At 72.0% G+C, this 22,981-nt stretch carries 25 protein-coding genes; 17 read left to right on the forward strand and 8 right to left on the reverse strand.

All coding sequences use genetic code 11. The annotated features are described in order from the left end of the window. Positions 1–647: alcohol dehydrogenase catalytic domain-containing protein (locus VF825_RS07810; protein ID WP_331111891.1), on the reverse strand; the 647-nt coding region annotated here is incomplete at its 3' end. 44 nt (positions 648–691) lie between these two features. Between VF825_RS07810 and VF825_RS07815 the strand changes: the two genes are divergently transcribed. Both VF825_RS07815 and VF825_RS07820 read left to right on the forward strand, forming a co-directional pair. After that, complete coding sequence (locus tag VF825_RS07815; RefSeq protein WP_331111893.1) at positions 692–1,084, forward strand: hypothetical protein; 393 nt, start codon at positions 692–694, stop codon at positions 1,082–1,084. A gap of 51 nt (positions 1,085–1,135) precedes the next feature. Next, positions 1,136–1,843: a class I SAM-dependent methyltransferase gene (locus tag VF825_RS07820; protein ID WP_331111895.1), complete on the forward strand. Its 708-nt coding sequence runs from the start codon at positions 1,136–1,138 to the stop codon at positions 1,841–1,843. A 13-nt stretch (positions 1,844–1,856) separates the two neighbouring features. On the opposite strand, the gene VF825_RS07825 is transcribed toward VF825_RS07820, so the two are convergent. Both VF825_RS07825 and VF825_RS07830 read right to left on the reverse strand, forming a co-directional pair. Further along, the gene (locus tag VF825_RS07825; protein WP_331111897.1) at positions 1,857–2,252 is read right to left on the reverse strand and encodes a VOC family protein; all 396 of its coding nucleotides are present in this window, start codon (positions 2,250–2,252) and stop codon (positions 1,857–1,859) included. A 71-nt stretch (positions 2,253–2,323) separates the two neighbouring features. After that, the gene (locus VF825_RS07830; RefSeq protein WP_331111899.1) at positions 2,324–3,004 is read right to left on the reverse strand and encodes a TIGR02206 family membrane protein; all 681 of its coding nucleotides are present in this window, start codon (positions 3,002–3,004) and stop codon (positions 2,324–2,326) included. A 174-nt stretch (positions 3,005–3,178) separates the two neighbouring features. Between VF825_RS07830 and VF825_RS07835 the strand changes: the two genes are divergently transcribed. The 4 genes from VF825_RS07835 to VF825_RS07850 all read left to right on the forward strand — a co-directional run bounded on the left by VF825_RS07835 (position 3,179) and on the right by VF825_RS07850 (position 6,546). Then, complete coding sequence (locus tag VF825_RS07835; protein ID WP_331111901.1) at positions 3,179–3,820, forward strand: CDP-alcohol phosphatidyltransferase family protein; 642 nt, start codon at positions 3,179–3,181, stop codon at positions 3,818–3,820. Next, a complete protein-coding gene (locus VF825_RS07840) occupies positions 3,817–4,710 on the forward strand; it encodes a phosphatidate cytidylyltransferase (RefSeq protein ID WP_331111903.1) in 894 nt (297 codons plus the stop codon). The genes VF825_RS07835 and VF825_RS07840 overlap by 4 nt, the downstream gene beginning before the upstream one ends. Beyond that, positions 4,704–5,933, forward strand: coding sequence for a lysophospholipid acyltransferase family protein (locus VF825_RS07845; RefSeq protein WP_331111905.1), 1,230 nt, complete (start codon positions 4,704–4,706; stop codon positions 5,931–5,933). The genes VF825_RS07840 and VF825_RS07845 overlap by 7 nt, the downstream gene beginning before the upstream one ends. Before the next feature lie 118 nt (positions 5,934–6,051). After that, positions 6,052–6,546: a DUF427 domain-containing protein gene (locus tag VF825_RS07850; RefSeq protein WP_331111907.1), complete on the forward strand. Its 495-nt coding sequence runs from the start codon at positions 6,052–6,054 to the stop codon at positions 6,544–6,546. A gap of 6 nt (positions 6,547–6,552) precedes the next feature. Here VF825_RS07850 and VF825_RS07855 read toward each other — a convergent pair whose 3' ends face one another. The 4 genes from VF825_RS07855 to VF825_RS07870 all read right to left on the reverse strand — a co-directional run bounded on the left by VF825_RS07855 (position 6,553) and on the right by VF825_RS07870 (position 9,505). Next, positions 6,553–7,281, reverse strand: coding sequence for a VIT family protein (locus VF825_RS07855; protein WP_331111909.1), 729 nt, complete (start codon positions 7,279–7,281; stop codon positions 6,553–6,555). Between the two features lie 45 nt (positions 7,282–7,326). After that, complete coding sequence (locus VF825_RS07860; protein WP_331111911.1) at positions 7,327–7,632, reverse strand: 4a-hydroxytetrahydrobiopterin dehydratase; 306 nt, start codon at positions 7,630–7,632, stop codon at positions 7,327–7,329. 71 nt (positions 7,633–7,703) lie between these two features. Next, positions 7,704–9,197: a hypothetical protein gene (locus VF825_RS07865; protein WP_331111913.1), complete on the reverse strand. Its 1,494-nt coding sequence runs from the start codon at positions 9,195–9,197 to the stop codon at positions 7,704–7,706. Next, positions 9,194–9,505 carry a hypothetical protein gene (locus VF825_RS07870; RefSeq protein ID WP_331111915.1) on the reverse strand — a complete coding sequence of 104 codons (312 nt, stop codon included), beginning with the start codon at positions 9,503–9,505 and terminating at the stop codon, positions 9,194–9,196. Before VF825_RS07870 ends, VF825_RS07865 begins: the two co-directional genes overlap by 4 nt. A gap of 118 nt (positions 9,506–9,623) precedes the next feature. On the opposite strand from VF825_RS07870, the gene VF825_RS07875 reads away from it, so the two are divergent. The 10 genes from VF825_RS07875 (at position 9,624) to VF825_RS07920 (ending at position 21,498) form a co-directional block, all read left to right on the forward strand. Next, positions 9,624–10,049: a (deoxy)nucleoside triphosphate pyrophosphohydrolase gene (locus VF825_RS07875; RefSeq protein WP_331111917.1), complete on the forward strand. Its 426-nt coding sequence runs from the start codon at positions 9,624–9,626 to the stop codon at positions 10,047–10,049. A 60-nt stretch (positions 10,050–10,109) separates the two neighbouring features. Next, complete coding sequence (typA, locus tag VF825_RS07880) at positions 10,110–11,990, forward strand: translational GTPase TypA (protein ID WP_331111919.1); 1,881 nt, start codon at positions 10,110–10,112, stop codon at positions 11,988–11,990. Positions 11,991–12,233: 243 nt separating this feature from the next. Then, on the forward strand, positions 12,234–13,250 hold the full coding sequence (locus tag VF825_RS07885) for an ABC transporter permease (protein WP_331111921.1): 1,017 nt from the start codon (positions 12,234–12,236) through the stop codon (positions 13,248–13,250). A 125-nt stretch (positions 13,251–13,375) separates the two neighbouring features. Next, positions 13,376–15,109: an ABC transporter substrate-binding protein gene (locus VF825_RS07890; protein ID WP_331111923.1), complete on the forward strand. Its 1,734-nt coding sequence runs from the start codon at positions 13,376–13,378 to the stop codon at positions 15,107–15,109. A 161-nt stretch (positions 15,110–15,270) separates the two neighbouring features. Beyond that, positions 15,271–16,284 carry an ABC transporter permease gene (locus tag VF825_RS07895; RefSeq protein WP_331111925.1) on the forward strand — a complete coding sequence of 338 codons (1,014 nt, stop codon included), beginning with the start codon at positions 15,271–15,273 and terminating at the stop codon, positions 16,282–16,284. Between the two features lie 12 nt (positions 16,285–16,296). Further along, complete coding sequence (locus VF825_RS07900) at positions 16,297–17,334, forward strand: ABC transporter ATP-binding protein (protein ID WP_331111927.1); 1,038 nt, start codon at positions 16,297–16,299, stop codon at positions 17,332–17,334. Positions 17,335–17,346: 12 nt separating this feature from the next. Continuing rightward, a complete protein-coding gene (locus tag VF825_RS07905) occupies positions 17,347–18,396 on the forward strand; it encodes an oligopeptide/dipeptide ABC transporter ATP-binding protein (RefSeq protein WP_331111929.1) in 1,050 nt (349 codons plus the stop codon). Then, positions 18,396–19,298, forward strand: coding sequence for an N-acetyl-1-D-myo-inositol-2-amino-2-deoxy-alpha-D-glucopyranoside deacetylase (mshB, locus tag VF825_RS07910; RefSeq protein WP_331111931.1), 903 nt, complete (start codon positions 18,396–18,398; stop codon positions 19,296–19,298). The genes VF825_RS07905 and mshB overlap by 1 nt, the downstream gene beginning before the upstream one ends. Continuing rightward, positions 19,295–19,798 carry a flavin reductase family protein gene (locus VF825_RS07915; protein WP_331111933.1) on the forward strand — a complete coding sequence of 168 codons (504 nt, stop codon included), beginning with the start codon at positions 19,295–19,297 and terminating at the stop codon, positions 19,796–19,798. The genes mshB and VF825_RS07915 overlap by 4 nt, the downstream gene beginning before the upstream one ends. A gap of 17 nt (positions 19,799–19,815) precedes the next feature. Next, entirely contained in the window at positions 19,816–21,498 is a 1,683-nt protein-coding gene (locus VF825_RS07920) for a VanW family protein (RefSeq protein WP_331111935.1), read from the forward strand. An 11-nt stretch (positions 21,499–21,509) separates the two neighbouring features. On the opposite strand, the gene VF825_RS07925 is transcribed toward VF825_RS07920, so the two are convergent. Then, on the reverse strand, positions 21,510–22,496 hold the full coding sequence (locus VF825_RS07925; protein ID WP_331111937.1) for a GNAT family N-acetyltransferase: 987 nt from the start codon (positions 22,494–22,496) through the stop codon (positions 21,510–21,512). A gap of 106 nt (positions 22,497–22,602) precedes the next feature. Here VF825_RS07925 and fdxA point away from each other — a divergent pair, with 106 nt between their 5' ends. Continuing rightward, a complete protein-coding gene (gene fdxA / locus VF825_RS07930) occupies positions 22,603–22,929 on the forward strand; it encodes a ferredoxin (RefSeq protein ID WP_331111939.1) in 327 nt (108 codons plus the stop codon). Positions 22,930–22,981 lie beyond the last annotated feature (52 nt).

A 22,981-nucleotide genomic window follows, 5' to 3' on the forward strand; every position in this document is an offset into this window, starting at 1 on the left:
CAGACGGCCACGACCCTGGCCCCACGGGCGTGCGCCAGCTGGACCGCTGCCAGCCCGACGCCGCCCGAGGCGCCCGTGACGAGCACCGTGTGGCCCTGCCGGACCGAGCCCCGGTCGAGCATCCCCAGCGCGGTCCCGTAGGCGATCGGCAACGCGGCCAGCTCGACGTCGCTGAGAGGCGTCCCGTCGACGGGATGGGCCCGGGCCGCCGGCACCACGACGTACTCGGCGAAGCCGCCGTCCCGCTCGCTGCCCAGCACGTCGACCACCGGGGCGTCCGGACCCGGATCGCCGTAGTCGGCCGGGTCCACCAGCACCCGGGACCCGACCAGCCCGGCCGACGCGGAGTCGCCGGTGGCCACGACGGTGCCGGCCACGTCCGCACCCTGGATGCGCGGGAAGTCGAGCGGGCCGAGCCACCCTGCCCTGGCGTCCGGGTCGTCGGCCGTGCCGTAGGAGCCTTCTCGGGTCCACAGGTCGGTGTTGTTGCACCCGGCCGCGCCGACGCGGACGAGCACCTCGCCCGGTCCCGGGCGGGGCACGGGCACCTCGCGCAGCTCGATCGCGTCGAGCCCCCCGTGATGCGTGATGACGGCGGCGCGCATGGTGCTCGGCAGCGGTGGCGAGGGGTCGGCTGTCGAGGGCATGCAGGCAGGATCGCACCGCAGCGCGGGCTGGCACACTCAGCCGCATGGCGGCCACCGGGCTGGAGCGCGACCCCTCCGACGGGTGGCTCGTGGTGCCGTTCCCCACCCCCGGGGATCTCGAGGCGTGGCTCGACCACCACCACGCCACCGAGCCCGGCCTCTGGGTGAAGCTCGCGAAGAAGCGGACCGGCATACCGTCGGTGACGCTGCCGGAGGCGATCGAGGTGGCCCTGTGCTTCGGCTGGGTCGACTCGAAGACGCACGGGGTGGACGAGACGTGGTACGTCCTGCGGGTCCAGCCACGGCGGCCCCACTCGTCGTGGTCACCGGGCAACAGGGAGCTCGCCGAACGGCTCATCGCCGACGGGCGGATGCGCCCGACCGGGCTGGCGCAGGTGGCGGCCGCGCGGGCAGACGGGCGTTGGGCGACGGCCTGACCCGGATCGTCCGCGGGGCGCTGGCGCGCCGGGGCCTCTAGGGTTCCCGCCATGGAGCACATGACGCAGCCGGGGCGGGTGGCGGAGCAGTACCGGGACGAGTCGCGGCTGCAGACGCGTCGGTCGGTATGGCGCAACTCGGCTGACGGGCGCAACCCCCAGGACAGCGCCGCGGCGGCCGTCCGGGCGGCGTCACCCGCCCGCATCCTCGAGGTGGGTTGCGGCACCGGCGTCTTCGCGGCCCGTCTGGCCGCAGAGAACCCGCACGCCACCGTCACCGCCACCGACCTGTCGGAACGGTTCGTCGCGTTGACGGCCGAGCGCGGCGTGGGCGCCCAGCGGGCCGACGTCCAAGAGCTGCCGTTCCCCGACGGCTACGCCGACGTGGTGGTGGCGATGTGGATGCTCTACCACGTGCCCGACCTCGACCAGGGCCTCCGCGAGATCCGGCGGGTGCTCCGCCCCGGCGGCACGTTCGTCGCGGTGACCAACGGCGATGCCCACCTGGCCGGCCTCCTGCGGGCGGCCGGAGGGGAGCCGCTGGTCACGCAGTTCAGCGCCGAGAACGGCGCGGCGGTCCTGCGCCGCCACTTCGGCGAGGTCACCCAGGAGCACATCACCACGCGGGCCCAGTTCGACGACCACGCCCAAGCGGTCGCCTACCTGGCGTCGTTCGACGAGGCGCTCGCGAACCGACTCCCGCCGTTCGACGGCGTGCTGGAGGACGCCGGCTCGACTGCCGTGTTCGTCGCCCGCTGACCTGGCGGGACTCCTAGGCCGCGTTCGGGTCTGGCTGGTGGATCCCGAAGGTGTTGCCCTCGGGGTCGAGGTAGTAGCCCTGCCAGGCCATGCCCGTCAGCGCCATCTTCGGCAGGGCGACCCGGCCGCCGGCGTCGAGGATCCGGCGCTCGGTCGCGTCGTAGTCCTCGACGCCGATGGTGCACACGAAGGCGTTGGTGCCCTGCTCAGGAGCGGGCGCCGCGGCCGGGCGTTGCAGCAGCCCGCCGTTGATGCCCGGCTCGTCCTCCGGTCCGGAGATGATGCCCCAGTACGCCGAGCCGGTGGTCCCGCTCCAGTCCTGGAACTCCCAGTCGAACGCCGCGGCGTAGAAGGCCTTGGCCCGCTCCACGTCGTCGGCCTGGATCTCGAAGTGCACCACACGGGACATGCAGGACCTCCTCGGTCGGCGTCATCACTCCCAGTGTCAACGCCACCCGGGCACGACGCCACCGGATCGCGTCAGCGCCGCGACCGCGAGCCGTGCAGGCGGAACGGGGCGTCGAGGAGCAGCAGCATCACCAGGGCGACCACCGCGGCGCTGAGGATGTACCACGGCCAGGGGCCCAGGAGCGAGAGCAGCGAGGTGTGCTCGGGCACCGCCGCGAGGAACATGTAGTTGGAGCCGGTGACCCAGTCGAAGATCCCGACGACGGCGGTCCACGCCACCGTGATCGCGAAGACGCGGCCCACCGCGCCCCGACGGGGGGTGTGTCGCAGCCCGACGACGAGGTAGAGCGCCGCGACGACGATCCCGACGTGTCCGACGACGAACTCGAAGAACTCCAGCTGGGGGAACGTGGCCGTCAGGTCCGGGGTCAGCACCGCCTGCAGCGTGCCGGTCAGCCCCCAGAACCAGGTCAGCTCGACCGCCAGCGCCCACTGCGGGAACCAGCAGGCGACCGCGGCGACGATGAGGGCCACGTCGCACAGGGCCAGCGGGAGTGACGTCTGCACGGACCACCGTCCGGTGACGACCGGCGAGACCACGAACGTCACCGCGTCGACGGCCAGCAGCGCTGCGATGCCGCGCCCGGCCCAGCGGGTCCAGGGTCCGGGCCACCGGCGGCACGCGACGCACAGCGCGGTGCACCCGACGGCCCCGAGGGCCACGCCGACCCAGTAGGCGAGCGGACTGCTCACCCGCTCATCATCCGTCGCGCCGTGCCGTCGCGGGCTCCTCCGAGCCTGGCAGCGACGGTGCGTCTCCTGCGCAGGGGTGATGCCGAATGGGGGCGCGTACTCATCCGTTCGGCCCTGTCGGCCGTCAGAGTGATGACGCGGCGGCGTGCCCGCCGCTGATCTCTGGAGGCATCGATGACCGGTCTCTATGCGCTGAAGCCGTGGTACACGGCCCGGCTGTCGTCCGTGGTCGCCGCAGCAGCCCGTCGACGGGTCGGCCCGGACGTGTTCACGGCTCTGGGCGTGGCCTGTGCGGCTGCGGCGGCCGGAGCGATCGCGGCCGGCTGGTGGCTGGCCGCGGGGCTGCTCCTCGCCGGGCGTCTGGCGGGGGCGAACCTCGACGGCGCCGTTGCCCGGGCCCGCGGAGTCTCCCGCCCATGGGGGTTCGTCCTCAACGAGCTCGGGGACCGGACCAGCGACCTGCTCATGTTCGCCGGGCTCGCGGGGCTGGCCATCGGGCACACCCCGCCCGCCCTGCCCGTCGGCCCCTGGCGGGTCGCCCCGCTGGTCCTGGTCCTGGCCGCCGCGGCTGCGGCGAGCCTGCCCACCTTCGTCTCACTGGCCGCCGCGGCAGCCGGCGGGCCCCGTCTCAACGGAGGGCCGTGCGGCAAGACCGAGCGCTGTGCCCTGGCAGTCCTGGCCACCGCGCTGCCGGGCTGGCTCGGCGTGGTCGCCGTGCTGGTAGCCCTGGCCTCGCTCGTCACATCGGTGCACCGGCTCCGGGTGGCGCGGAGCGAGCTGACGACGCCTGTCCTCTGCGTGGAGACGGCGCGATGACCGTGCCCTGGGCCGACTGGTCCGCATGGCACCTCTCCCTCGACCTCGGACCGGTCCATGTCGCCACGACCGGCAGGGGCGTGTTCCTGTTCTGGCTGACCGTGTCTGCCCTGGTGCTCGCCGGGGTGGGGGTGACCATCGCGAGGCGGGCCGAGCTGCGCCGCCGGTGGGTGACCTGGGCCTTGATCGCCCCCGTCGTGGGCCTGCCGATCTGGCTGGGGCCGCTGCCGACCGCAGCCCTCGCCGCGCTCCTGGCCGTGCAGGCGGTCCGTGAGTATGCCGCGCTCGCGGCGTTGCCCCGCCGGGACCGGCGGGTGCTGGCCGTGCTCGGCGTGGCCTTCCCGCTGGTGGCGCTCCTGGCGCCGGGATACCTCTCGCTCACCCCGTTGGTCGCCCTGGCCTGCGCGCTGGTGCCGTTGCTGGACGGGGACACCAGCGGTGGTTTCCGACGCGCCAGCCTGGGCGCCTTCGGGGTGATCTGGCTCTGCTGGTCCCTGGCCCACCTCGTGGTGCTGTGGCACGACGCCTACCTCGTCTGCTTCGCCGCCGCTGCGGCCGATGTGGCGGCGTGGTGCGGGGGCCAAGGTCTGCGCGGCATGCGGTGGGCCCGGCGCCCCCTCTCCCCACTGTCGCCGAACAAGACCGTGGGTGGGGTCGTCGGGGCGCTCGCAGGGGCCGCGCTGATCCTGGCCGCCGCCGGCCACCTCAACGTCGGGTGGGTGCTGGCCATCGGAGCCGGAGGGGTGGCCGGCGACCTCCTCGAGTCGATGGTCAAGCGGCAGGCGGGCGTCAAGGACGCCGGCGCCTGGCTCCCGGGGTTCGGTGGCCTGCTGGACCGGGTCGACTCCCTGCTGATCGCCCTGCCCCTGGCGGCGGTGCTCACATGGTGAGCCAGCCGGTGGGTCTGCTCGCCCGTCCGGTGCTGCCGCGGGTCCGCGCCGGGCACCGGGTGGCCGCTCTGTTGCGCCGGGCCCTCTGGCGCTCCGCCTTCACCCTGGGGGGACACGGGGTCAGGGTCACCGGGACGCCGCCGCGTGGTGGCTGCGTCGTCGTGGCCAACCACAGCTCGCACGCCGACACGGCGGCGCTGCTCGCGGCCCTCCGTGCGCGGACCGCGCCGGTGGTCGCGGCGGCGGCGGACCACTGGTTCTCCGTCCCCTGGCGGGCAGGCGTGTGCCGCGCGCTGACAGCCGGGCGACCCGTGCGTCGGGGCGGGGGAGGGTGGGCGGACCTGTGTGCGCTCGGTGCCCAGGCCGGTGCCGGGAGGGTCGTGGTGGTCTTCCCCGAGGGGACCCGTTCCCGCACCGGTCACCTCGCCCGCTTCCACACGGGGGCGTTCCGGTTGGCGGCGCGCGCGGACGTGCCCGTCGTCCCGGTGGCCATCGTCGGTACGCGGGACCTGCTGCCTCCGGACGCGAAACGCACCCGGGCGGTGCCGGTCGAGGTGAGGTTCGGGTCGCCGCTGGACCCGGGGCGCCCCGACGTCGAGGTGGCCGCGCGCAGCGCCGTCGAGGCGCTTCTGGCCCGCGGGCCTGCGGAAGCTGCCCGGGCACGGTCCCATGCGGTCGCCGCGGCGTTGGCCACGAGCCGGTCCGGCGCCGTCGTGGCCTTCGTCTGGGGTGTCGCCGAGGCGCTGTCCTGGCCGCTCATGGCCGAGCTGTTCCTGGCGCTGCTCGTGCCGGCCGTGGGGCTCAGGGCATGGCGTCTGGTGCCCGCGCTCACCGCCGGCACGGTCGTGGGCGTCGTCAGCCATGCCGTCGCCGCCCGGCACGGCGTGGCCCTGCCCGCCCCGCTGACCACTGCCCGGATGCAGGCTGCCGCCAGCGTCCAGGTGGCCGGCCACGGCGCGGCGGCCATGTTCGAGCAGCCGTTCAGCGGGATCCCGGTGAAGGTCTACGCCGCCGAGGCCGGCCGCCAGGGCGTGCCGCTTCCCGTGCTCGCGGCCACGACGGCCGCCGCCCGGGTCGGGCGGATGCTCCTGATCGGAGCCGGCACCGCCCCACTGGCCCACCTGCTGCGCCGGCAGCTCCGCAGCGGCTACGGGGTCTACCTGGCGGCGCTCGTGGCGGGCTTTGCTGTCGGCCTCGCCGTGGTGGTGCGCTCCTGGAGCTGAGCGCCTCACCCCCCCGACCGCGGCGGCACCCCATGGCGTCTTGCGCCATACCGGGTTGTGTTGTCCGGCTGCCCGGGCAACGAGGAGCGCGGCGGGCGGGTGTGCCTACGCTGTGGCGGTGAGGCCTCGACGCGAGCGGCCCGGGCCGGGCCAGGAGTCGGTGTGGGACTACCCGCGCCCGCCGGCCATCGTGCCGACCGACGAGCAGGTGCAGGTCTGGCTCGGGGGACAGCTCGTCGCGGACACCACGAGCGCGCTGCGGGTCCTGGAGACCAGTCACCCGCCGACGTACTACCTGCCCCGCGCGGCCTTCGTCGACGGGGCGCTGCGGCCCGCCCCCGGCAGCAGCTTCTGCGAGTGGAAAGGCACCGCGTCCTACCTCGACGTGCTCGGTGGCGACGTCGTCGCTCCCGCCGCGGCCTGGTTCTATCCCCGGCCCCGGGCACCGTTCGCGGCGGTGGCCGACCACGTGGCGCTGTACCCGGCGGCGGTGGACCGGTGCACCGTGGACGGCGAGCTGGTCCGCCCGCAGCCCGGTGGCTTCTACGGCGGCTGGATCACCTCGCGGGTGGTCGGCCCGTTCAAGGGCGAGCCGGGCACCCGGTTCTGGTGAGGCGGGCTAGACCGCCACGCCCACGAGCGCGCCGATGCCGTAGGTCACGGCCATCGCCACCAGTCCGCCGATCACGTTGCGCCACACCGCCTTGCGGCGATTCGCGCCGCCGAGCCGGGCGCTGAGGAGGCCGGTGATGGCGAGTGCCAGGACGACCGCGACGACGGTCACGGCGACGCGGCCACCGGCCGGGGGGAGCGCGATCGCGAGGAGGGGCAGCAGCGCCCCGACGGTGAAGGCGACGAAGGACGCAACAGCCGCGTGGGTCGGGCTGGTCAGGTTCTCCGGGTCGATCTTCAGCTCGACCTCCGCGTGGGCAGCGAGGGCGTCGTGCTCGGTCAGCTGGACCGCCACCTGGTGGGCCAGCTCCTGGGACAGGCCCTTGTCCGCGTAGAGCTGGGTGAGCTCGGCCAGCTCCTCCTCGGGCGTCTCGTGCAGCTCGCGGCGCTCCTTCTCGAGGAGGGCGTGCTCGGTGTCCCGCTGGGTGCTCACGGAGACGTACTCGCCGACCGCCATGCTCATCGCGCCCGCCGCCAGACCGGCGATACCTGCGGTCATGATCGCCGTCAGCTGGGCCGTCGCCCCGGCCACACCGACCACGATGCCGGCGGTGGACACGATGCCGTCGTTGGCGCCGAGCACGCCCGCGCGCAGCCAGTTGAGCCGGCTGGCGACGTCCTTGCCGTGCGGCTCCTCGTGGCCGTTGTCGGAGGCGTCGACGTGCTCGAGGGTCATGGTGGGTGGACTCCGTTCCGGGACAGACGAACTGGTGGTCGGCGGTCAGCGGGCGCCGGCGCCGACGAGCGCTGCAGCCTGGGCAATCCGGTGGGCCAGCTCGATGTCGAGCTGGGTCACCCCGCCGGCCGAGTGGGTCGACAGGCGCCAGTGGGTGACCTTCCACCGGATGTCGATGTCAGGGTGGTGGTTCATCTGCTCGGCGGCGTCGGCCGCCTCCTCGACGAGCCGGATCGCCGCGGGGAAGTCGGGGGCGTCGTAGGAGGCGGTCAGCGCCTGCCCGTCGCCGGCCCAGCCGGGGAGGTCGGCGAGCTGCCGGGTGATCTCCTCGGACGTCAACAGTCGGCTCACGGCAGGAGCGTTTCAAAGTTCCGCGCCGCTGTCGACGCAGGGTTGCCTCACCAACCGGCAGGTCGGCGCGCTCACCGCACCGTGCGGCTGACCTCCCACCCGGTCGTGGTCACGGTGGCCTCGCCATCGGCCTCCAGGAAGCCGTCCAGGCGCAGGGAGTCGACGAACCCGGCCGCCCCCGGCGCCCCGCGGGCGGCGAGCCGGTCCACCCCGTCCGCGGCCCCCGCGTAGCCGTCGAGGGCGTGGTTGATGCCGATGCCACCCCGGTCGCGGTCGAAGCAGTAGGTGAGGTGCTCCGCCCGGTCGGGGTTCGGTGCGCCGTCGAGCGAGGGGACGATGTCCCCCGACGCCTCCAGGGAGAGCACCCGGACCCCGACCGGGACGGTCATGGTGGCCAGCGGCGACCCGGCGGTGACGACGTGGGTGATGTTGAACGGCTGGCCGTGGCGCAGGCCGGCGGCCCGCAGCCGGCCCTGGTCCGCCGCGATCTGGTAGGCCGTCATGCCGCCCTCGCTGTGGCCGACGAGCATCACGGGGGCGCTCCGGGGCACGCCGGCGCGTTCCATCGCCTCGAGCACCCCGCGCGAGTAGACGGTCGACTGGTCGCCGACCAGCCGCAGGTTGCCTCCGAGGTCGGGCGCCGAGCGGCTGCGCCACTGCGTCGGCGGCGGCAGCCAGGAGTCGGTGCCGGGGATGTTGACGATGTATGCCGTGCGCGCGGCCCCGCCCGGCCCCCGGGTCGTCACCCGGCGGATGTCGATGGCGCCACCGGGCTTCCCGGCCGTGGCGTCCAGGCTTCGCATCAGCGCGCCGACCCCGGTGACGCCGCCGGTGTCGGCCTGCCAGACCGGCTGTCCGAGGCCGCCTCGGGGGCCGGTGGCGCGGACCAGGGGAGTGCCGTCGACGAACAGCTGCTGCAGGCCGCGGGAGGCCTCCCGGGTCGACAGCGGCGGCCTGCCCCCCGGCCACGCGAGCGGAGCGGCCGGGCCGGCCCACAGGGACAGTCCCGCCACCAGGCCGCTCCCGCCATGGACGAGCTGCTCCACCAGCCAGGGGTGGGCGGTGAGGGCGGACTCCAGCGTGTGGGCGGCGACGGTGCAGCCCTCTGACAGGCCGGGCACGGCCCGACCGTAGTGGCAGGTCGCCGCCCCGGTCGCGCCCCACGCCACCAGCGCCGGCGCCAGGAGCCCGACCCGAAGGGCCAGCGCGTCGTCGATCCCGAGCCACAGAGCTTCGGCGGCCTGCTCGGCGTGCTCGTAGACCCCGGCTGCCACCGCCACCGAGGTGCCGAGCCGCGTGGCGTCCGCTGCGAGACCGACTGCCCCGCCGACGGCATGCAGGATCGCGGCCTCGGCCTCCGCCGCGGTCGCCGGGGAGAGTGGGGCGCTGAGGACCAGGCCCGGGTCCGCGCACCAGCCCCGGCACCGCCAGGCCTCCCGGGCCAGGTCCTCCGCCTCCTGGCCGATCACCCTCGCGAGGCGGTGCAGGTCGGCCGCGCGGACGGTCAGGCCGCCGGGGCCACCCCGTGCCCGCAGGGCGGTGGCGTCGCTGCCGTTGTCCCTCACCGAGCCACCCCCAGGCCGGCCAGCAGGTCGCGCGCCCGGGCTTGCGCCCGGTGGATCCGCTCCAGCTGGTGGGCCGTGGCGGTGGCGTGGTGCTGCACCGCCCGCGCCGCCTCGGCGTACCGGTCCGCCACCTGGCGCATCGCCCGGACCTGGTCCGCGGCCTGCCGCTGCATGCGCCCGGCCGCCGTTGACGTCCACGTCACCGACCGCGCGGACCGCTCCAGCCGTGACGCGCCGGCCCGGATGCGCTCGGCCTCCTGCGTCAGGAGGCCGGCCAGGGCGCGGAGGCGCTGCGGATCGCCATACATGAGACTCCCCCAAGTTCATGTGAACGCAAGCCAACGGGTCCAAACTAGGGGTTTCTGGTCACGATCCTGTCGTCGTCCACATGCCGGGCGGGCGGGGCGGGCACACTGTGTGGCCGTCATGACTAGCCACACCCAGCGCGCCCTCGTCGTCGGAGCCGCCATCGTCGACGACCTGCACCGGCCCTCCACCCTGCTCGCCGCCCGGCGCACCGAGCCCGCCGAGCTCGCCGGCGGATGGGAGTTCCCCGGCGGCAAGGTCGAGCCGGGGGAGGACCCCGTCGAGGCGCTGCACCGCGAGATCGCCGAGGAGCTGGGGGTCGAGGTCCGCCTCGGCCGCGTCGTCGAGGGTCCCCTGGAGGGCTCGTGGCCGCTGGGCGATCGCTACGCCATGACGGTCTGGCTGGCCGTCGTCACCTCCGGGGAGCCCGAGCCCCTGGAGGACCACGACGCGCTGCGGGTGCTCGCCGCCGACGAGCTGTATGCCGTGCCCTGGCTGCCCGCGGACCTGCCGGTCGTGGACGCCCTGGCCGCGCTGATGCGCTGAGCACGGTGGCCCCGGGCTCGCTGGTCAAGGCCGACCGGAAAGCCTGAGACACTGGAGCACATGCCCATGCACACCCGCGGCGACATCCGCAATGTCGCCATCGTTGCCCACGTCGACCACGGCAAGACCACTCTTGTCGACAAGATGCTCTGGGAGGCCGGCGCCTTCGGCGAGCACCAGCACGTCGACGAACGCGCCATGGACTCCGGTGACCTCGAGCGGGAGAAGGGCATCACCATCCTCGCCAAGAACACCGCGATCCGGTATGCCGGACCTGCGGCCGTCGCGGCGGGGGAGTCCGGCGGGGTGACCATCAACATCATCGACACCCCCGGCCACGCCGACTTCGGTGGGGAGGTCGAGCGCGGCCTGTCCATGGTCGACGGTGTCGTGCTCCTCGTCGACGCCTCCGAGGGCCCGCTGCCGCAGACCCGCTTCGTGCTGCGCAAGGCGCTCGCCGCGAAGATGCCGGTCATCCTGTGCATCAACAAGGTGGACCGCCCCGACTCGCGCATCGCCGAGGTCGTGGACGAGACCTACGAGCTGTTCATGGACCTCGACGCCACCGAGGAGCAGATCGACTTCCCGATCGTCTACGCCTCGGCCAAGGCCGGCCGCGCCTCCCTGACCCGCCCGGCTGACGGCGGCCTGCCCGACGGCGAGAACCTCGAGGCGCTGTTCTCCACCATCCTGGAGACCATCCCGGCCCCGTCCTACGACCCCGAGGCGCCGCTGCAGGCCCACGTCACCAACCTGGACTCCTCCAACTTCCTGGGCCGCCTCGCGCTGCTGCGCGTCCACAACGGCACCATCAAGAAGGGCCAGCAGGTCGCCTGGTGCAAGACCGACGGCAGCGTCGAGCGGGTCAAGATCACCGAGCTGCTGATGACCGAGGCGCTGGAGCGCAAGCCCGCCGAGGAGGCCGGCCCCGGCGACATCATCGCCATCGCGGGCATCGCCGACATCATGATCGGGGAGACCCTGGCCGACGCCGAGAACCCCGTGCCGCTGCCGGTCATCACCGTGGACGAGCCGGCCATCTCCATGACCATCGGCACCAACACCAGCCCGATGGTCGGCCGTGTGCGTGGCAGCAAGGTCACCGCCCGCATGGTCAAGGACCGCCTCGACCGCGAGCTCATCGGCAACGTCTCCCTGCGGGTCCTGCCGACCGAGCGCCCCGACGCCTGGGAGGTCCAGGGCCGCGGTGAGCTGGCCCTGGCCATCCTCGTGGAGCAGATGCGCCGCGAGGGCTACGAGCTGACCGTCGGCAAGCCGCAGGTGGTCACCAAGCAGGTCGACGGCAAGCTGCACGAGCCGGTCGAGCGCCTGACCATCGACACCCCCGAGGAGCACCTCGGCGCGATCACGCAGATCATGGCTGCCCGCAAGGGCCGCATGGAGCAGATGACCAACCACGGCACCGGCTGGATCCGGATGGAGTTCCTGGTGCCCTCCCGTGGCCTCATCGGCTTCCGCACCGAGTTCCTCACCGAGACCCGGGGCACCGGCATCGCCCACCACGTGTTCGAGGACTACGAGCCGTGGTTCGGAACCATCACGACCCGCACCAGCGGCTCCCTCGTGGCCGACCGCACCGGCGCCGTCACGGCCTACGCCATGGTCAACCTCCAGGAGCGCGGCACGCTGTTCACCGAGCCGGGCACCGAGGTCTACGAGGGCATGATCGTCGGCGAGAACTCCCGCGCCGACGACATGGACGTCAACATCACCAAGGAGAAGAAGCTCACCAACGTGCGCGCCTCCAGCGCGGACAACTTCGAGAAGATCGTGCCGGCGCGCAAGCTCTCCCTCGAGCAGTCCCTGGAGTTCTGCCGCGAGGACGAGTGCGTCGAGGTCACCCCGGAGGCCGTGCGCATCCGCAAGGTCAACCTCGACGCGACCGAGCGCGCCCGCGCGGCCGCGCGGGCCCGCAAGTAGCAGCGGAGCAGCACGCGGCATACCCGCAGGTCAGACGGCGCGACGACGCCCCGGAGCACATGTGCTCCGGGGCGTCAAGCATGTGTCCACGTTCGGTCACGATCCGGAGACAACCTCTCTCCACTGGTTACATCGCCGACATGCTGGTCTAAGGTTTCGCAAGGTCAAGGACAGGCAAAGAGCTGCCTTTCGTCCCGGACCATGGACGCAACATCAGCAAGGCCGGAAAGAGGAACTGCCCGCATGACGATGGCTCCGGGCCAGCCCGACGAAGCACACGCGCAGGTCGACGTCGACACGTCGGCGACTGACGGCGCGGTCGCGATCAAGGGGCGCACTCCTTGGCAGATCGTGCGCAGCCGCATACGTCGCGACAAGGTGACGATGGTCGCGCTCGGCATCTGCATCGTGTTCGCCCTCATCGGCATCCTGTCGCCGGTGCTCGACAGCCTCGGCGTGATCGACCCCTACAAGGGCGACATCAAGCTGGTCCAGGGCGTCGGCTCCCTCCCGACCGGGGCCATGGGCGGCATCAGTGGCTCGCACTGGTTCGGCGTCGAGCCGGGCACCGGTCGTGACCTCTTCTCGCGGATCATGGCCGGTATCACCACGTCGCTGATCGTCGCGGTGCTCGCCACGGTCTTCAGCATCCTCGTGGGCACGGTCCTCGGCCTCGTCTCCGGCTTCGCCGGTGGCTGGCTCGACTGGCTGATCAGCCGCACGATGGACCTGGTCCTCAGCTTCCCGCAGACGCTGATGCTGCTGTCGCTCTCGACGGTCATGCTCGGCGCGATGACCGACGTGCTCGGATTCCCCCGTGGTGCACCGGCGACCATCGCCTACCTGGTCCTCGTCCTGGGCTTCTTCGGCTGGCCGTTCTTCGCCCGCATCATCCGCGGCCAGGTGCTGTCCCTGCGCGAGCGTGAGTTCGTCGAGGCGGCCCGTTCCCTGGGCGCCAAGCGCGGCCGCCTCTACTTCAAGGAGCTGCTGCCGCACCTGTGGGCCCCGATCCTGGTCTACGCGACCCTGATCCTGCCGCAGAACATCGCCGCCGAGGCGTCGCTGGGCTTCCTGGGTGTCGGCATCCAGGCTCCGACGCCGTCGCTGGGCTCGATCCTCAACGACTCCGTGACCTACGCCAACCCGGACCCGGCGTACTTCATCTTCCCGGGCCTGATGCTGAGCATCCTCGTGCTCTCGTTCAACCTCCTCGGTGACGGTTTGCGCGACGCCCTGGACCCGAAGACCGGCCGGTCCTGACCGACTGACCAGATGAGCTTGTCCCCGGCTGCCCGTTGGGCCGGAGATGCAGGAGCTCCTGCAGCACCCGCTGCAGGGCAGGCCACCGCTGACGCGGCGGTGGGGATAGCACTCAAGGAGAGCGCATGATGCGCACAAAGAAGGGCGCGCTGGGCGTGGCCCTCGGCGTGGCTGTTGCCCTCGCCGCCTCAGCTTGTGGGGGCGGAAGCGGCAGCACCGGCAGTTCCGGCAGCACGTCTGCCACCAAGGGCGGCACCCTCTACATGCTCAACCTTGGACCGGTCGACCACTGGGACCCGCAGCGAATCTACGTGGGTGCGGACATCCAGTTCGCCAGCCGCGTGTTCTCGCGGACGCTCACGACCTTCCCTCCGGGCAAGACCATTGAGGACCAGTCGAAGCTGATCCCGGACCTGGCCACCAACACCGGTGACGTGTCCGACGGCGGCAAGACCTGGAAGTTCACCCTCAAGGGCGACGCCAAGTGGCAGGACGGCAAGCCCGTGACCTGCGAGGACCTCAAGTACGGCATCTCCCGCACCTTCGCCGCCGACCAGATCACCGGTGGCCCGAACTACGCGATCGCCTACTTCGACATCCCGAAGAACGCCGATGGCTCCAGCAAGTACGCCGGTCCCTACAAGAAGACCGGCCAGGAGCTCTACGACAAGGCTGTCTCCTGCTCGGGTCAGACGATCACGTTCCACCTGAGCCAGCCGGTCAACGACTTCAACCAGACCGTCACGTTCCCTGCCTTCGGCGCCTTCCGCCAGGACAAGGACCAGGGCGCGAAGTCTGACTACCAGATCTTCTCCGACGGTCCGTACATGCTGCAGGGCAGCTGGGAGACCAACAAGGGTGGCACCTTCGTGCGCAACCCGAACTGGTCCGCCTCGTCCGACCCGTTCCGCAAGGCGTACCCGGACTCGATCGTCTACCAGGAGGGCATCGAGTCGGAGACGATCGTCCAGCGCATCATGGCCGACTCCGGCAACGACAAGTTCGCGGTGACGCAGGCGACGGCCCCGCCGGCCCTGCAGGCCCAGATCGTGTCGAACCCGCAGGTCAAGGACCGTTCGACCAACCCGCCGGCGCCGTACGTCGACTACCTGCTCCCGAACTTCAAGAGCAAGGTCATGTCGAACGCCAAGGCCCGCCAGGCCTTCGCGATGTCGACCAACCGCGACGCCTACGTCACCGCCTACGGTGGCTCGACGGCCGCGACTCCGACCTACGCGATGATCAACAAGGCTCTGAAGGGCTACAAGGACTTCAACCCCTTCGGTGTCCCCACCGCCGGTGACCCGGCCAAGGCCAAGCAGGTCCTGCAGAGCTCGGGCCTGACCCTGCCGGTGCCGATCACGGTGACCTACCGCAAGCGCCCCACCTCGGACAAGGCCCTCGCGGCCCTGCAGTCCGGCTGGGAGCAGGCGGGCTTCAAGGTGACCCTCGACGGCATCTCCGACAAGTACTACTCCACCATCCAGAACCCGGCCTACGCCTCCAAGGCGGACGTCTTCTGGGCCGGCTGGGGTGCTGACTGGCCGTCCGGCTCCACCGTCATCCCGCCGCTGTTCGACTCGCGTCCGAACATCAGCGCCGGTGGCTCGGGCCAGGACTACGGCTACTTCCAGAACGCTGACATCAACAAGAAGATCGACCAGACCTTCCTGATCAGCGACACCGCCGCCCGTGAGAAGGCCTGGGGCGACCTGGACGAGGAGATCGCCAAGATGGGCGGTCACGTGGCTCTGGACAACCAGAAGTTCATGTTCGTCCACGGTTCCGGCGTGAAGAACTACAACGACAACGGCGTGTTCGGCGGCTACGTCGAGCTGGCTGACATCGCTGTCAAGTGATGAACCGGTGATGGTGGCGGTGCCCCGGGTACCGCCACCATCACCTGCGTAGGACAATCTGGGCTGGCGGGGGCGACACAGTCGCCCTCGCCAGCGCAGCGCAACAGGCGAGGCACACGAGAGGTAGGTGAGGGTCAGCGCCCTCCGGGCGGTGACACCCGATGTTCTTCTACATCATCCGACGACTGATTGCGGTCGTCATCATGCTGTTCGTCATCAGCATGACGACGTTCCTCGTCTTCTATGCCGGGCCTGACGACCCGGCGCGACTGACCTGTGCGAAGAACTGCACACCTGCGGTCATCGCGGCGAACCGGCACGCGTTCGGCTTCGACAAGCCGATCAGCACGCAGTACACCGATTTCGTCAAGGGCCTGGTCGCCGAGCGCAAGTTCCCGGACGACCCGGCCCAGGAGAAGGCCGCCCCGCAGACGATCACCCACTGCGCGGCGCCCTGCCTCGGCTACTCCTTCGTCCGGCAGCAACCGGTGACGGCGGTGATCAAACAGGGACTCCCGATCACCGTCTCGCTGGCGGTGGGCGCGTTCGTCATCTGGATCGTCGTCGGCGTGACGAGCGGCTGCATCGCCGCCCTCAACCGCGGTACGTTCATCGACCGGACCATCGTCGGTGCCGCCCTGATCGGGTTCTCCCTACCCAGCTTCTTCATCGGCCTGCTGCTGCTGACCTTCGTGGCCATCCGCTGGCAGCTGGTGCCGATCCCGGAGTTCGTGCCGTTCACGGAGAACCCCGCCCTCTGGGCCCAGAACCTCATCCTGCCGTGGATCACCCTGGCGGCGATCTTCGCCGCGAGCTACGTGCGCCTCACCCGGGCCTACATGCTCGAGACCATGAGCGAGGACTACATCCGCACCGCCCGCGCCAAGGGCGTGAAGGAGGGCAAGGTCATCCGCCGGCACGGCCTGCGCGCCGCGCTGACCCCGATCGTGACCGCCGCCGGCCTCGACCTCGGTGGCCTCCTCGGTGGTGCCGTCATCACCGAGTCGGTGTTCGGGCTCAACGGGCTCGGCCGCATGGCCGTCCAGGCCGTCATCCAGACTGACCTGCCCATGATCGTGGCGCTGGTCCTCGTCGCCGCCGCGTTCGTCGTCATCGCCAACCTGGTCGTGGACGTCCTCTACGGCGTCATCGACCCGCGCGTCCGCCTGAGCTGAGGTTTGCTGAGCATGTCTGACACCCCCCAGAAGCCCTTCCTCGAGGTCAAGGACCTCAAGGTCCACTTCCCGACCGACGACGGCCTGGTCAAGTCCGTCGACGGGCTGAGCTTCGACCTCGAGCGCGGCAAGACCATCGGCATCGTCGGCGAGTCCGGCTCCGGCAAGTCGGTCACCAGCCAGGCCATCCTCGGCCTGCACCGTCGCGGGAAGGCCAAGACGTCGGGGAAGATCATCCTCGACGGCGAGGACCTGATGACGATCGGCAACGAGAGGCTGCGCACGCTCCGTGGCAGCAAGATGGCGATGATCTTCCAGGACCCGCTGTCGGCCCTGCACCCGTACTACACGATCGGGGCCCAGATCGTCGAGGCCATCCAGGTGCACCACGACCTGGACAAGAACAAGGCCCGCACCCGCACCATCGAGATGCTCGACCGGGTCGGCATCCCCAACCCGCAGCGGCGCTTCGACCAGTACCCGCACGAGTTCTCCGGCGGCATGCGCCAGCGCGCCATGATCGCGATGGCCCTGGTCAACAACCCCCAGCTGCTGATCGCCGACGAGCCCACCACGGCGCTCGACGTGACGGTCCAGGCCCAGATCCTGGACCTCATGCGCGACCTGCAGAAGGAGTTCGGCTCGGCGATCATCATGATCACCCACGACCTCGGCGTGGTCGCCGAGATCGCCGACGACGTCCTCGTGATGTACGGCGGCAAGGCGGTCGAGAAGGGCGACGTCAAGGACGTCTTCTACGCCCCCGAGCACCCCTACACCTGGGGCCTGCTCACCTCGATGCCGCGCCTGGACCGTGCGCGCAAGACCCGTCTGGACCCTGTGCCGGGCAACCCGCCGTCGCTGATCAACGTGCCCAGCGGCTGCGCGTTCCATCCCCGCTGTGCCTTCCGTGACCAGGTGCCGGACGATGGCTGCCGGACGATCGTGCCCGGGCTCGACGAGGCCCGCCCGGGTCATCTCGCCCGCTGCCTGATCCCCAGCGACAGGCGCGCTGAGCTGTTCGCCGACGACGTCAAGCCGCGGCTGTAAGGAGCCATACACGTGACCACCGAGCCCCTGGCCACGCCCACCGAGGCACCCGCCGAGCCGACACCTCCCCAGGGTGAGCCGCTGCTGCGGCTCACCGAGATGCAGAAGTACTTCCCGCAGTACAAGCGGGCCCTGATCCGTCGCCCGGACGCCCCGGTCCGCGCCGTTGACGGCATCTCCCTGGAGCTGCGTGCCGGCGAGACCGTCGGCCTGGTCGGCGAGTCCGGCTGCGGCAAGTCCACCGCCGGCCGCACCATGCTGCGCCTGCTCGACCCCACCGGCGGCAAGATCGAGTTCGAGGGCGAGGACATCACCTCGGTCACGGGCGACCACCTGCGCCGGCTGCGCCGCGAGATGCAGATGGTCTTCCAGGACCCCTACGGCTCGCTCAACCCGCGCCAGACGATCGGCTCGATCATCGCCGCGCCGTTCGACATCCAGGGCATCAAGCCCGACGGCGGCACCCGCAAGGCGGTCCAGGGCCTGATGGAGCGCGTCGGGCTGAACCCCGAGCACTACAACCGCTACCCGCACGAGTTCTCCGGCGGCCAGCGCCAGCGCATCGGCGTCGCCCGGGCCATCGCCCTCGAGCCGAAGCTGGTGGTCTGCGACGAGCCGGTGTCCGCGCTGGACGTGTCCATCCAGGCGCAGGTCATCAACCTGCTCGAGGACATCCAGAACGACCAGGGCATGGCCTACGTCTTCGTCGCCCACGACCTGTCCGTGGTCCGGCACATCTCCGACCGTGTCGTGGTGATGTACCTCGGCAAGATCATGGAGGAGGCCGACCGCGACACGCTCTACGAGCACCCGCTGCACCCCTACACGCACGCCCTGATGTCGGCGGTGCCGGTGCCCGACCCCGAGCGGGAGGCCGGCCGCGACCGGATCCTGCTCAAGGGCGACCTGCCCAGCCCGCAGAACCCGCCGTCGGGCTGCGTGTTCCGCACGCGGTGCCCCAAGGCGCAGGAGAAGTGCGCCGTCGAGGTGCCGGTGCCGGTCGAGATCAAGCCCGGCCACCGGGTCGCCTGCCACTTCCCCGAGGAGCGGTCGGTCATCTAGTGCCCGGGTCCTCCCTCCGGCGCCGCCTGCTGTTCGTCCACGCCCATCCGGACGACGAGACCCTCACCACCGGTCTGACGATGGCGCACTACGTGGACGCGGGGCACGACGTCCACGTGCTCACGTGCACGCTGGGCGAGGAGGGAGAGGTCATCCCACCCGACCTGCGTCACCTGGCCGCGGACCGGGAGGACCGGCTCGGGCCGTGGCGCCGCGAGGAGCTGCGCCGGGCCATGGACCGGCTCGGCGTGACCCACAGCGTGCTGGGAGAGGACCCCGACTCCGGGGTCCTCTCCCGCTACCGCGACTCCGGTATGGCGGGCACGCCCAGTGCCGCGCACCCCGACGCCTTCGCGGGGGCTGACCCCGCGGACGCGGCGGGGCTGCTGGCCGCGCACCTGCGCGCGCTAGACCCGGACGTCGTGGTCACCTACGACGAGCACGGGGGCTACGGCCACCCGGACCACATCCAGGCCCACCGGGTCACCCTGGCGGCCCTGGCCGGGCTGGGCGAGCAGGCGCCGGAGGCGTTCTGCATCGTGACCCCGCAGGCGTGGGCGGAGCAGGACCGTGCCTGGCTGGCCGGCCACGTCGGCCCGGCCGAGCCGCCGCTGCACGTGCCGCCCCCGGGGGAGGACTACCCGCCCTCGGTCGTGCCGGACGACGTGCCGACCCACGTCGTCGAGGCGCCGGAGCTGGTGCCGGTCCAGGCTGCGGCCCTGGCCGAGCACGCCACCCAGGTGCGCGTGTTCGACGGCTACTACGCCCTGTCCAACGACATCGCCGCGCGACTGTCCGGTCGTGAGGCGTTCGTCCGGGTCGACCCGCGCACCGGGCGGCCGCTGGCCGCGGCCGGTGCCGCCCGGCATACCGGCCTGCTGCCGCAGGAGGGGGAGCGATGAGCGCCCAGGAGTCCCTGCCCGACGTGGGCCTGTTCCGGCGGGCGATGGGACGTTTCGCCACCGGGGTGACGGTCGTGAGCACCCTTGCCGGCGGGCACGACCACGCCATGACCGCCAACGCGGTCACGTCCGTGTCGCTGGACCCGATGCTGCTGCTGGTGTGCGTCGAGCGCGACGCCCGGTTCCACGACGCCGTCATCGAGGCCGGTGTCTGGGGCGTCAGCATCCTGGGAGCCGGCGCGCGTCCCACCGCGGACTGGCTGGCGACCCGGGGGCGGCCACTGCACGGCCAGCTGGACCGCGTCGCCCACCACCGGGGTGAGCGCACCGGCGTGGCGCTGCTCGACGGGGCGCTGGCCTCGTTCGAGTGCCGGACCACCGACGTCCACGCCGGCGGCGACCACAGCATCGTGGTCGGCGAGGTCGTCTCCGTCGTGGCGCACGACCATGCGGGCGACGCCCTGCTGTACTACCGGGGACGCTACGAGACGCTGGCCTGACAGGACAGGGGGCAGGGGTGAGGGAGCAGGAAGGGGCGGGCCGGGCCGTCCTGCGGTCGGGGATCGCCCTGGGTGTCCTCGCCGCCGCCTACCTGGGGCTGGCGGTGTTCCTCGGCCGGCACGTCCCGGCCGGGACGACCGTCGACGGCGTGCCGGTGGGCGGGATGACGCCGTCCCAGGCTGCGGTCACCCTCAAGCACGCCCTGGCCACCAAGGCCTCGATGCCGGTGCACCTGCAGGTCGGCGACGAGGTGCACGACCTCGACCCCAGCGCCGCCGGGCTGTCGCTGGACGTCGACTCCACCCTGGCCGGCCTCACTGGCTTCAGCCTCGACCCCCGAGACGTCTGGCAGCACCTCACCGGCAGCAGTGCCGAGCCGCTGCGGATCCAGACCGACCGGACCAAGCTCACGGACGCGCTGACCGACCTCTCGCGTGGGGTCGACCAGCCGGTCAAGGAGGGCTCGATCTCCTTCGCCGGCGGCAAGGTCAGCACCGTGATGTCGGTGCAGGGCCGCGCCCTCAACGTCGACGAGACCGCCCGGGCCGTGCAGCAGGCCTGGCCGCGCCAGGCGGTCATCCGCGCCGTGGTCGACGTGGCCCAGCCCAGGCTCGGGTCGGCCGAGCTCGCCGACATGGTGCGCACCTTCGCCACGCCGGCCCTGTCTGCGCCGGTGACGGTCAAGGCCGGCGCGCGGACGGTCACGCTCACTCCGGCGCAGTTCTCGGCCGCGCTGGGGGTGCGGGCCGCGGACTCCGGCCAGCTCAGCCCGGTCGTCGACGGCGCCAGGGTCCTGGCGACGCTGCGCGCTGTCGACCCCAAGGTCGAGCAGGCTCCGGTCGACGCCTCGGTGGTCATCCGGGCCGGACGTCCGGTCGTGGTGCCCGCCGTGCCCGGCCGGCGCGTCGACCCCTCGGCGCTGGGCGCGGCGTTCCTCAAGGCCCTGACCGCACCGGCCCGTACCGCCGTGGTCGCCACGTCCGCGGCGATGCCCAAGGTCAGCACCGAGGCGGTCACCGCCCTGGGCATCACCAGCCAGATCTCGACCTTCACCACGCAGTTCCCGTTCAACCCTCCGCGGACCACCAACATCACGGTGGCGGCCCGCGCCCTCGACGGCGTCATCGTGCGCAACGGTGAGACGTTCAGCCTCAACGGCCTGCTCGGCCAGCGCACCCCCGCCAAGGGCTACCAGCAGGCGCCGGTCATCAACGGCGGCCGGCTGGAGAAGGACTACGGCGGCGGGGTCAGCCAGGTGTCCACGACCCTGTTCAACGCCGTCTTCTTCAGCGGTGCCAAGATCCTCGAGCACACCCCGCACTCCTTCTACATCGCCCGCTACCCCGAGGGGCGCGAGGCGACAGTGTCCTGGCCAGGCGTGGACAACAGGTGGCAGAACGACACCGGCCACGCCATCTACATCCAGACGCAGGTGACGAGCGGCTCGATCACCGTCTCCTTCTACGGCACCAAGGTCTGGGACGTCGAGGCGGTCACGGGGCCGCGGCGCAACGTCAGGCAGCCCCGGACGATCGTCGACGGCAAACCCGGTTGCGTGCCGCAGAGCCCCACGCCCGGTTTCGACGTGACCGTGACGCGGGTGTTCAAGCGGGGCGGGGTCACGGTCCGGACCTCGCAGTTCATCACCCACTACATCCCCGAGGACGACGTGCGCTGCACCTACTCCCAGGCGGGGTGACGCCCCGGCCCTCAGCGGTCGAGGTAGGAGTAGCTGTGGTGCGGCGCGAAGCCGAGCGAGGCATAGAGCCGGGTGGCCGGCTCGTTGGCATGCAGGGTCTGCAGGTACACCGAGCGGGTGCCGCGGGCCGCCGCCTGCGCCGCGAGCGCACCGGTGAGGGCACGTGCCAGCCCGCGGCCGCGGTGCTCCGGGTCCACCCACACGCCGTACAGGCCCGCCCAGCCCCCGGCGACGAGACCGAGACGGGCGACCGCCACGACCTGGCCCCCGGCGGAGGCCGAGGCGAACAGCTGCCCCGGTGAGCCGGTGAGGACGGCCTCCGTCGCGCCGGGGACCACCTCACGCTGGCGGGCGTAGGCGTCCAGCCAGCGCGGGCTCAGCTCCTCGGTGACCTCCACGTCACCCGTCCCGGCACTCGCGTCCGCCACGGCCTGCGCCGCCGCGGTCATCACCACGGAGCGGTTGGTCTCGCGGTAGCCCCGCTCGAGCAGGAGGGCCCCGAGCCGGTCCTCGGCCACGGCGAAGCCGACCGGCCCGGCGACCAGGAACCGGGGCGGGAGCCCGCGCGCGGCGTACCAGCCCTCCGCCTGTGCCACCGCCTCCGGCAGCGGCAGGCCCGGGTCGCCAAGGGGCAGCACCGAGTTGGCCCGGCCGGTGAAGCCGCCGGCCGCGCGCAGGACCCAGTCGCCCAGGCCGGCCCGCTCCACCGGGCTCCAGCCCTCGAGCATGACCCGCTGCAGGTCCTCCACCGACAGGGCCAGGTGGGGCGCGCCGCGGCGGGACGGCCGCGGCGGGACGACCTTGGCCGCGACCACGCGGGAGCGCTCGATGGTCACCGGCCCCTGACGGGTGTCCACCACCAGGGCGCCCGCGTCGACGGACACCAGCGTGCCCACGGCGTCGGTCAGCGAGGGGCCGCCGGCGGGGTCGGCCAGCCGCGAGCGCACCACCACGCGGGCGCCGAGGGGCAGCCCCTCGACGGGGTCGGGAGCGGTCATCGGCAGGTGCTTTCGTGTCGCAGCATGGGCCCGCGTACTGCAGGAGGTGAGGACTCGGCATACTAGGCCGCGTAGCCAGCCACGTGCGCAGGAGGACCGACCCACCATGACCTACGTCATCGCCCAGCCTTGTGTGGATCTCAAGGACAAGGCCTGCATCGAAGAGTGCCCGGTCGACTGCATCTACGAAGGCGAGCGCTCGCTCTACATCCACCCGGACGAGTGCGTCGACTGCGGCGCCTGCGAGCCGGTGTGCCCGGTGGAGGCCATCTACTACGAGGACGACGTGCCCGAGCAGTGGAAGGACTACTACAAGGCCAACGTCGAGTTCTTCGACGACCTGGGCAGCCCCGGTGGTGCGGCCAAGCTCGGCGTCATCCCCAAGGACCACCCGCTGATCGCGGCGCTGCCCCCGCAGGAGCACGACGAGTGACGACGGGGTCGTGAGGACACGAGCGCAGCGAAGCCCGGAGCGGCCCCGTGGA

The sequence above is a fragment of the Oryzihumus sp. genome (assembly GCF_036391795.1).
Lineage (GTDB): Bacteria > Actinomycetota > Actinomycetes > Actinomycetales > Dermatophilaceae > Oryzihumus.